This is a genomic window from Dolichospermum circinale AWQC310F, from assembly GCF_000426925.1.
GTDB lineage: Bacteria > Cyanobacteriota > Cyanobacteriia > Cyanobacteriales > Nostocaceae > Dolichospermum > Dolichospermum circinale.
This window is the reverse complement of the sequence record NZ_KE384670.1, coordinates 16,256-25,662: the sequence shown is the minus strand read 5'-3', so window position 1 is coordinate 25,662 and position 9,407 is coordinate 16,256. Positions and strand designations below refer to the sequence as shown.

Sequence of the window (9,407 nt, the reverse complement as noted above, 5' to 3'; positions counted from 1 at the left end):
AAAAAACCGCGAAAAATTTAATTTTTAGGTCTTGACAAGAGATTTTAAATATGTTATCCTTATCTTGATGAGGAAGAACTATCTTAAATTATTTAAGACAACGTATGATTTCAAATCATTGACATCATCATAAAATCTCCATCTTTATCCTACATCCTTTAATCCTGGATAGCCTGATATGGCTAACGCCACGCTTCCCTATAAGAGAATATAGCAGTTAACCATTTTCAAGAGTAACCCGCCTGTATTCACTCTTACAGGCGAGATGGCATGAATGGGAAAAAAATCTGCAAATTAGGTTTTATCCAGCTTTAAAACAGCCATAAAAGCCTCCTGGGGTACATCCACTGTACCGACAGCCTTCATCCGTTTTTTACCTTTGGCTTGCTTTTGTAACAGTTTCTTTTTCCGGCTGATGTCGCCACCATAGCATTTAGCGAGGACATCTTTTCGCATGGCCGGGATATGTTCACTAGCAATGACTTTAGCACCAATGGAAGCTTGAATGGGGACTTTGAATTGATGACGGGGAATGAGTTCTTTCAGTTTTTCCGCCATTGCTCTCCCGACATTATAAGCTTTATCTCGGTGGACAATCATAGCTAGGGAATCTACTGGATCACCGTTAATCATGATATCCAGTTTGACTAAGGGATTTTCCCGATAACCAATCAGATGATATTCCATACTGGCGTAACCGCGAGAACGGGATTTCATCTGATCAAAAAAGTCGGTGACAACTTCCGCTAAAGGCAATTCATAGGTGAGTGTAGTCCGTCCTTGGGTAAGATATTTCATATCTTTGAAAATTCCTCGACGGTTCTGTGACAACTCCATTAAAGAACCGACGTAGATTTCTGGAGTAATCATTTCTACTTGGACGTAGGGTTCTTCAATTCTCTCCCGTTCATTGGGGCTGGGTAAACGACTAGGATTGTCAATGTATAATTCCTCACCTTTATTGGTAACGACTTTGTACACCACTGAAGGCGCGGTAATGATTAAATCTAGATTATACTCCCGTTCTAGGCGTTCCTGGACGATTTCCATGTGTAGTAATCCCAAAAACCCGCACCGGAAACCAAAACCCATGGCGCTAGAGGTTTCTGGTTCATACTGTAACGCAGCATCATTAAGTTCTAGTTTTTCTAAAGCTTCCCGTAGGTCTTCAAACTGATCTGCGTCTATGGGAAACATACCACAAAATACCATGGGGTTAGCTTCTGCATAACCGGGTAGAGCTTCTGCGGCTTTGTTCTTACATAGGGTAATAGTATCTCCTACTCTAGCATCAGCTACAGCTTTAATTGCCGCGCCTAAATAGCCCACTTCTCCAGCATGAAGTTCTTCTACTTGCTTTTGAGTAGGTGCGAGAATACCTAATTCATCAATGACATATTCTTTACCTGATGCCATTAAGTAAATGCGATCGCCTTTTTTGACAGTTCCATCCATAACCCGAAAGTAAACAATTACACCTCTGTAACTGTCGTAGTAACTATCAAAAATTAACGCCCGGAGACTTTCATTGATAGTATTGGCTGGTGGGGGAACTCGGCCGACAATTGCTTCTAATATTTCAGGAATACCAATTCCTTCCTTAGCAGAGGCTAAAATCGCCCCACTACAGTCTAAACCAATGATTTCTTCAATTTCCCCAATTACTCGCTCGGGTTCAGCCCCTGGTAAATCAATTTTATTTAAAACCGGGATAATTTCTAGATTACTATCTAGGGCTAAATAGACATTGGCTAAGGTTTGTGCTTCTACACCTTGGGACGCATCCACAACTAGTAATGCCCCTTCACAAGCAACTAGAGAACGGGACACTTCATAGGAAAAGTCCACATGACCAGGAGTATCAATTAAATTGAGAACATACTGCTGACCATCTTTAGCAGTATAATTCATCCGGGCCGCTTGCAGCTTAATTGTAATGCCGCGCTCCCGTTCCAAATCCATGTTATCCAGAAACTGCTCTTTCATCTGTCTATCTTCTACAGTACCAGTGGCCTGTAGTAAACGATCAGCGAGAGTTGATTTTCCGTGGTCAATGTGAGCAATAATACAAAAATTGCGAATGCGATCTGCGGGAACGTCAGTCATATACCATTTTTGCCCTCAAGCAAACCAAAGTGAAACTATTTACTTCATGTATTTTAACTCAAGTTGCTAGTTATCTAGTTGAGACTAGTAATAGGTAATGGGTAATTGGTGATAAAATTCCTGTTTTCTGGCTGTTTATCCTTTAATCTTTAATTTTGGACATCCTAATTCTGACACCGTGCCTAACTAACAACTTAAGTTATTATGTTAAATCTATTTATAGCTCCTAGCGATGCTGACTTAGCAGCTTACAATTAAATAGGCACAGATTATAAATATCATAACTGATTGATCACGGTTTCGAGAAAAAAATTTCACAGTATTTAAGCCCATGAATATGCAAGAACAGCCTAGAAATACAGATACCGGACGCGCTGACAAAAAAGAAATCGCGCTCCATTTAGATTCTGAATTAATAGAACAAATTCAACATCTCACTAATGATCCCAGTAAAGTGATTGAGGTAGCTATCCGTCAATGGCTAAGAGGTGATTTTAACAGAGATGATGAGTTAACACGTACCCCTGTCCGCACACCTATTCCCCCTCGCGGTGAATGGAATGATTAGAACTACTGGGTCAAATTTAACGCCTTGAATGTTAGAAAACTCAAAAATCCACCATTCAAAAACGTAAATGTCAAAGTTTATGGGAAAATGCAAGTAGTTGTAGTATCAGCACAATAGAAAGTAGTTTTTTACCCTTTGTCTATCCAACTCGATTAATGACTATTATTTATTGCCAATACCCAATTTCCAAACTTAATTGCGCCAAATTTGGAATTTACACCTCTAAGTACAGATGGTTTATTCCTAACTCTGGGAGCGCAGTTGGTTTACACAGAAGATATTTATGGTCGGTATCTAAATTTTCATTGGGATCACGGCGAATACTGGGGTTGTGATACTCAGAGAATATTTGATTTCCTGAATGAGAATCATAGCTTTACTCTGGTAGATAGAATTGTTTATTGAGAACATTTACACCGGATTTTAAGCAGTTCTGTACCAGAAAGGGTGAAATGTGGGTTTAAATACAATATTGAATTATTCGAGTTGGAATTGACAATTACGCATAATGAAAATTATCTAAGGCAACAGCTTAATTGCTGAAATTATTTGCTGTCAATGGAGTTAATTTCTTGTAAAGTTTGCCACCCAGCGTACCATTGGGAGTTATCTTGTAATAATTTAGCATTTAACCAAAAGCGGACTTGAGGATCACAGGCTGCTACCATTTCCGCATATACCCACTTACCCTGATTTTTGCGGTTAACAACCTGAAAATGTCTCCAACCATCAACTTTCTGTTGTGCAGTCCATTTAGAACCAACTAAGTAAGGAAATTTTTGTCTTTTCGTCATTGGTCAGTTGTTAGTAGTCAGTTGTTAAGTTTTATATCAGATATTTGCCATATTTCCTAATTTAATAAATATTTACTAATCCAGGTTTAATTCTGACTCAGAGGGAAGTAACCCTTGTCAATATCTCTTCACTTGCAATTTTCTTCAGCTTTGAGATCCCCTAATTACCCTGATTTTAACATCCTCCTTTTATGGGCAACTTATTGCTGACCATAGGGTTTTCCTGGCATACACCCGAAATTTGTCGAATATGATCAATTGAGATCAGAATCAGTAAAAACTATGGAATCAATCAATTTTTAGATAGGATCTTTTTTTTGTCTTTTGAAACTATTTTTATAAAAAAAATAAATAAAAATACTATTTTCGATATTTTTAGAGGTTTTTAGGTAATTAAGTGCTAATTATATCAAATAATATTAAATTTTCATTATTAAACGCCATATATCGAGCTTTTTTAAATTACAACCCCCTTTGCATTCTGGAGAATTTGCACAATAATGGCACTTACATACCTCACACATTCCTGAATCAGAATGGATGCGGGTAAATGTTTGAGTTCAGAGTTTGTCAAAAAACTATAAGAGAGGCACAAAAGTGAAACTAGCAGTTTACGGAAAAGGTGGAATCGGCAAATCTACAACCAGTTGTAATATTTCTGTAGCCCTAGCTAAACGTGGTAAAAAAGTGCTACAAATTGGCTGTGATCCTAAACATGACAGCACCTTTACCTTGACAGGGTTTTTGATTCCCACCATTATTGACACCCTGCAAGAAAAAGATTATCACTACGAAGATGTCTGGCCTGAGGATGTAATTTATAAAGGCTATGGCGGTGTTGATTGCGTTGAAGCAGGTGGACCTCCAGCCGGTGCTGGTTGTGGTGGCTATGTAGTTGGGGAAACAGTTAAATTATTAAAAGAACTTAATGCTTTTGATGAGTACGATGTAATTTTATTTGACGTACTTGGTGACGTTGTTTGTGGTGGCTTTGCAGCACCTTTAAATTATGCAGATTACTGTTTAATTGTTACAGATAATGGCTTTGATGCCTTATTTGCTGCTAACCGGATTGCTGCGTCGGTACGGGAAAAAGCTCGCACTCATCCATTGCGTTTAGCGGGGTTAATTGGTAATCGGACTTCTAAGCGTGATTTAATTGAGAAATATATAGAAGCCGTACCCATGCCTGTTTTAGAGGTATTACCTTTAATTGAAGATATCCGGGTTTCCCGTGTTAAAGGTAAAACTCTGTTTGAAATGGCCGAGTCAGATCCTTCTCTTGCTTACGTTTGCGATTATTACCTGAATATAGCTGATCAAATTCTCGCTCAACCAGAAGGTGTTGTTCCTAACGACTCTCCTGACCGTGAACTCTTTTCTCTATTATCGGATTTTTATCTCAATCCTGTAAAAACACAAGCCATAAATCCTGAAGAGGAACTAGACTTGATGATTGTCTAAAACATTTTACCTCTCAGAATGGGCGTATGGCTTTTTTTGATAGTTTTACAGATTCACTCAAGCAAAAGTGGTTGCAATTCTTTCAAGCAAATCGTGAATGGATTACTGTGCTGATGACTGTTGAATCAGTTTACACCCCTGATGGCGGTCAACGACCGTCTTCTTATCTCATTCTGGGGGTGATCAATACTTTAGAACCGAAATTAGCCCAGCTAATGCTTCCCTTTGCTAAACTCAATCCAGATGTGGATAGTTTGATTGAAGTTCTGGGTTTGAATTTTGACTCAGATATTGTCCTTGGTAATCGTCTTAGCCCTAGTTTAGAACAAGAGATATATTCCCGTCACCCGGCGGTGGTCATGGAACATATCTCTGAACCGGAAATTGCTCAGGAGTCGGAAGCAATATCCAGTGGAAAAACCATGGATAATTCCGGTCATGTCTCCCTTCCTCCTGGTTCTAATTCGACGGATACAAGCGATAACAGTGAATTTACTGCCCCTGCTTCAGTTAATAGCAATGTTTTGAATGGGATGAATTTATCTGTAGATAATTCCTTTGATGAACTAAGTACATCAGCAAAAAATCGGTTTGATGATGTAGTATCGGACATCTGGGGTGATAAAAAATCCTTGCACCAGGGTGAAGAAAATAACAATTTGTTAATAGAAGAATTGCCATCTGAGGTATTTAATGAATCCGAAATGGCTCGTCTTTTTCCTGACAATTAATTATTGAAAGCGGGTGATAAAAGTCAAAAGTCAAAGTTTATTATTTAATAAATATAATAAATTTAATAAATTTTGGCTTCTGCCTTTTGACTCAATTTTTCATCCTCAATTATCTGTTTGACAATCTGAAAAAATGAAAAGGAGAATATTAAAATGACCGTTGCTCAACAGCCAGAAGCTTTGAATTTTGAATGTGAAACTGGAAATTATCACACTTTTTGTCCGATTAGTTGTGTGGCTTGGTTATATCAAAAAATTGAAGATAGTTTCTTTTTAGTTATTGGTACAAAAACCTGCGGTTACTTCCTGCAAAATGCTATGGGGGTGATGATTTTTGCTGAACCTCGCTATGCTATGGCTGAATTAGAAGAAGGGGATATTTCCGCACAATTGAATGATTATGAAGAATTAAAACGATTATGTCAGCAAATTAAACGCGATCGCAATCCTAGTGTAATTGTCTGGATTGGTACTTGCACTACGGAAATTATTAAAACCGATTTGGAAGGTTTAGCACCTAAATTAGAAGCGGAAATTGGTATTCCTATTGTTGTCGCTCGTGCTAACGGCCTCGACTACGCATTTACCCAAGGAGAGGACACTGTGTTAGCCGCTATGGCTCATCGTTGTCCTGAAAAGTCTCCCACATCCGAAACTGAAAAAGGCGAGCGTAACGCCATTCAGAAGCTGATGAATTTCGGTAAGAAAAAAGAAGATGTAGCTCAAGATGAATCTGAGTACGTAAATCATCCGCCCTTGGTACTTTTTGGCTCTTTACCTGACCCAGTAGTTACACAATTAACCTTAGAACTGAAAAAACAAGGTATCAAAGTTTCTGGGTGGCTACCCGCAAAAAGGTTTACAGAATTACCTGTGATTGAAGAAGGGTATTATGTCGCTGGTGTCAATCCTTTCCTCAGTCGGACTGCAACAACTTTAATGCGTCGTCGCAAGTGTAAACTCATAGGCGCACCATTCCCCATTGGTCCTGACGGAACACGGGCATGGGTAGAAAAAATCTGCTCTGTGTTTGGAATTACACCCCAGGGTTTAGATGCAAGAGAAGCGCAAATGTGGGAAAATTTAGAAGATTACGTGCAATTAATTCGCGGTAAATCTGTATTTTTCATGGGTGATAATTTATTAGAAATTTCCCTAGCCCGGTTCTTAGTTCGTTGTGGTATGACTGTTCAAGAAATCGGGATTCCTTACATGGATAAACGCTATCAAGCTGCGGAATTAGCTTTGTTAGAAAAGACTTGTCAGGAAATGGGTTCACCTTTACCAACTATTGTCGAAAAGCCAGATAATTACAATCAAGTCCAACGAATTTATGAGTTAAAACCTGATTTGGTAATTACTGGTATGGCTCATGCTAATCCTCTGGAAGCACGAGGTATTAATACTAAGTGGTCTGTGGAGTTTACTTTTGCTCAAATTCACGGTTTTGGTAATGCGCGTGATGTTTTGGAGTTGGTAACTCGTCCTTTAAGAAGGAATAATAATTTGAAGGATTTGGGTTGGGATAAGTTGGTAAGAGAAGAAGCGAAGATTTAGGTTTTTTCGGAAATATTCAGGACGGGCTTTTTAGTTCGTCCTTTTTTTTGCACGCAGAGACGCAGAGGCGCGGAGAGAAGATGAATGTTATATTTTTGGTAAGTTTTTTTTAAGTGCAGTGGTTAGGGGTTGATTATGAATAAAACTATATCTTTTCAATCTGTAGGGTGCGTTAGGCAAAGCCGTATCGCACCATTAATCAAGTTTACGGTGTTTTTTTCAGGCTATTTAACTTCATGAAATAATTACAATACATTAGTTTTAAAATTATGACTTTAATCAGCAAATTCAATTATCAACCCAAAAAGAAAGCTAATTTAATCGCACCAATAAATATTAAGCCATCAGATATATCAATAGTTATACCTGTAAGGGATAATCAAAAAGGAATTGATTTATTTTTGTATAATTTTTTTAAGTACCACAATTTAGAACTTTATCCTAGAGAGATTATTATTATTGATAATCTCTCGAAAAAGGGAATTACTATCAATAAACAATTTCAATGTAACGGTATTGAAATTATTTTATTGAAATGCTCAAAAATGGGACCTGCGTCCGCAAGAAATTTAGGTATTCAACATTCCAAAGGTGATTGGATTTTATTTACAGATAGCGACTGTATCCCTTCAGAATCATGGATTTTAGGATATATTCATTCAATGAATGGCTGTATTGGATATGCAGGCAATGTTAAATCATGGGGAAATGATTTTTTATCAAAATATTATGAAACACAAGAAATTTTAGTGCCTTTAAAAGTAATTGAACAGCAAGGATATACAAGACCAGAGTATTTAATTACTGCTAATTCAATGGTTTGGAAACCAGCTATTGAAAAAATAGGCTACTTTAATGAAAATATTAATATTGCTGCTGGGGAAGATATAGATTTAGGATGGAGATTGTTAGAAATTGGCAATCTTGATTATGCGTTTAATTCTGTTATTTATCATAACTTTGATGATGGTGTTATTGGCTTTTGTCGAAGATTTATTAGATATGGAAAAGGTAATAAAATTATCAGCAAAATGTATGAAGTTGACTTAAAACCTAAAGTTTTTGAACCTAATAAATTGAGTTTTATGAATCAATTTTTGTCTAAATTACAGTATATTTGTCTGTTATGGGGATACATAAGCTAAATGCAAAAATTGAGGATGTTTTAAAAGTCAGATGTAGGTTGGGTTGAAAAAACCTAACAATCAATTATATGCTGCAAGACATTATAGAAGTCATTCCTCAAAATAACTATCAACTCTATCTCAAATTTGATGATGGAAAACAAGGTATTGTTGATGTTAGTCAATTAATTGAATTTACTGGAGTTTTTCAACTTTTACAAGATTTAGATTTTTTTAAAACAGTGAAGATTAATCCAGAATGGGGAACAATTTACTGGGATAATGGCGCAGATTTAGATCCAGATGTTCTTTATTCTTTAATTACTGGTGAATCTATTCCTAGCTATCATGGAAATCAATATGTCAAAATTTCTCATTAATTTAGAATTAGTCGCAATAAAAGCGGTTTTATTAAAACCTAAAAAGCCTTTTTTAGAACATGAGGTAGATATATGTTATAATATGGACTGTTTATTTTTTATAATTTACCATCTATGAAACGTCTTTACTACGGTGATAATCTCCAAGTTCTCAGAGAGAATATCACTAATGAATATATTGATTTAATCTATCTTGATCCACCTTTTAACTCTCAAGCTAATTACAATATTTTCTTCAAAAATTCTACTGGTAAAGGTTCTGAAGCTCAAATTACAGCCTTTGAGGATACTTGGACATGGGGAATTGAATCAGAACGATTTTTGGATGAAATTCAAGATAAAAAAGGCGAATTATATCAATTATTAGATTTATTAGTGAGAACATTAGGTAAAAATTCATTATCAGCTTATTTGGTAATGATGGCCATTCGATTAATAGAATTACATCGAGTTCTCAAATCTACAGGTAGTTTATATTTACATTGCGATCCTACAGCAAGTCATTATTTAAAAATGATTTTAGATTTGATTTTTGGAGCGGATAAATTTAGAAATGAAATTATCTGGAAAAGGACTGGTTCTCATGGAGGTGCTAAAAGGTGGGGACCTGTTCACGATACTATTTTGTTATACACAAAAACGAAAGATTATACATGGCATAAAGTTTATCAAGACTACGACGA

At 36.6% G+C, this 9,407-nt stretch carries 9 protein-coding genes; 7 read left to right on the top strand and 2 right to left on the bottom strand.

Annotation, left to right across the window (positions count from 1 at the left end; all coding sequences use genetic code 11):
• Nucleotides 1-294 precede the first annotated feature (294 nt).
• Nucleotides 295-2,106 carry a translation elongation factor 4 gene (gene lepA / locus ACIR310F_RS0105625; protein ID WP_028082970.1) on the bottom strand — a complete coding sequence of 604 codons (1,812 nt, stop codon included), beginning with the start codon at nt 2,104-2,106 and terminating at the stop codon, nt 295-297.
• A gap of 331 nt (nt 2,107-2,437) precedes the next feature.
• On the opposite strand from lepA, the gene ACIR310F_RS0105620 reads away from it, so the two are divergent.
• The gene (locus ACIR310F_RS0105620; RefSeq protein WP_028082969.1) at nt 2,438-2,674 is read left to right on the top strand and encodes a hypothetical protein; all 237 of its coding nucleotides are present in this window, start codon (nt 2,438-2,440) and stop codon (nt 2,672-2,674) included.
• 545 nt (nt 2,675-3,219) lie between these two features.
• Here the strand turns inward: ACIR310F_RS0105620 and ACIR310F_RS0105615 are convergent.
• Nucleotides 3,220-3,468 (bottom strand): TIGR02450 family Trp-rich protein, encoded by a 249-nt coding sequence (locus ACIR310F_RS0105615; RefSeq protein WP_028082968.1) that lies wholly within the window; start codon nt 3,466-3,468, stop codon nt 3,220-3,222.
• Nucleotides 3,469-4,065: 597 nt separating this feature from the next.
• On the opposite strand from ACIR310F_RS0105615, the gene bchL reads away from it, so the two are divergent.
• From bchL to ACIR310F_RS26660, 6 genes are all read left to right on the top strand, one after another.
• Nucleotides 4,066-4,932: a ferredoxin:protochlorophyllide reductase (ATP-dependent) iron-sulfur ATP-binding protein gene (gene bchL, locus ACIR310F_RS0105610; RefSeq protein WP_028082967.1), complete on the top strand. Its 867-nt coding sequence runs from the start codon at nt 4,066-4,068 to the stop codon at nt 4,930-4,932.
• Nucleotides 4,933-4,958: 26 nt separating this feature from the next.
• Nucleotides 4,959-5,663 (top strand): DUF5331 domain-containing protein, encoded by a 705-nt coding sequence (locus tag ACIR310F_RS0105605; RefSeq protein WP_028082966.1) that lies wholly within the window; start codon nt 4,959-4,961, stop codon nt 5,661-5,663.
• 153 nt (nt 5,664-5,816) lie between these two features.
• Nucleotides 5,817-7,220, top strand: a complete 1,404-nt coding sequence (locus tag ACIR310F_RS0105600; RefSeq protein ID WP_028082965.1) for a ferredoxin:protochlorophyllide reductase (ATP-dependent) subunit N — start codon at nt 5,817-5,819, stop codon at nt 7,218-7,220.
• Between the two features lie 269 nt (nt 7,221-7,489).
• On the top strand, nt 7,490-8,365 hold the full coding sequence (locus ACIR310F_RS0105595; protein WP_028082964.1) for a glycosyltransferase family 2 protein: 876 nt from the start codon (nt 7,490-7,492) through the stop codon (nt 8,363-8,365).
• 68 nt (nt 8,366-8,433) lie between these two features.
• Nucleotides 8,434-8,724 (top strand): DUF2442 domain-containing protein, encoded by a 291-nt coding sequence (locus ACIR310F_RS0105590; protein WP_028082963.1) that lies wholly within the window; start codon nt 8,434-8,436, stop codon nt 8,722-8,724.
• A 114-nt stretch (nt 8,725-8,838) separates the two neighbouring features.
• A partial coding sequence (locus tag ACIR310F_RS26660) for a DNA methyltransferase (protein WP_231387400.1) occupies nt 8,839-9,407 on the top strand: 569 nt, incomplete at its 3' end.

What these genes read in the sequence shown, in the direction of transcription:
- lepA (WP_028082970.1), bottom strand. Translation starts at nt 2,106, where the DNA reads ATGACTGACGTTCCCGCAGATCGCATTCGCAATTTTTGTATTATTGCT.
- ACIR310F_RS0105620 (WP_028082969.1), top strand. Translation starts at nt 2,438, where the DNA reads ATGAATATGCAAGAACAGCCTAGAAATACAGATACCGGACGCGCTGAC.
- ACIR310F_RS0105615 (WP_028082968.1), bottom strand. Translation starts at nt 3,468, where the DNA reads ATGACGAAAAGACAAAAATTTCCTTACTTAGTTGGTTCTAAATGGACT.
- ACIR310F_RS0105605 (WP_028082966.1), top strand. Translation starts at nt 4,959, where the DNA reads ATGGCTTTTTTTGATAGTTTTACAGATTCACTCAAGCAAAAGTGGTTG.
- ACIR310F_RS0105600 (WP_028082965.1), top strand. Translation starts at nt 5,817, where the DNA reads ATGACCGTTGCTCAACAGCCAGAAGCTTTGAATTTTGAATGTGAAACT.
- ACIR310F_RS0105595 (WP_028082964.1), top strand. Translation starts at nt 7,490, where the DNA reads ATGACTTTAATCAGCAAATTCAATTATCAACCCAAAAAGAAAGCTAAT.
- ACIR310F_RS0105590 (WP_028082963.1), top strand. Translation starts at nt 8,434, where the DNA reads ATGCTGCAAGACATTATAGAAGTCATTCCTCAAAATAACTATCAACTC.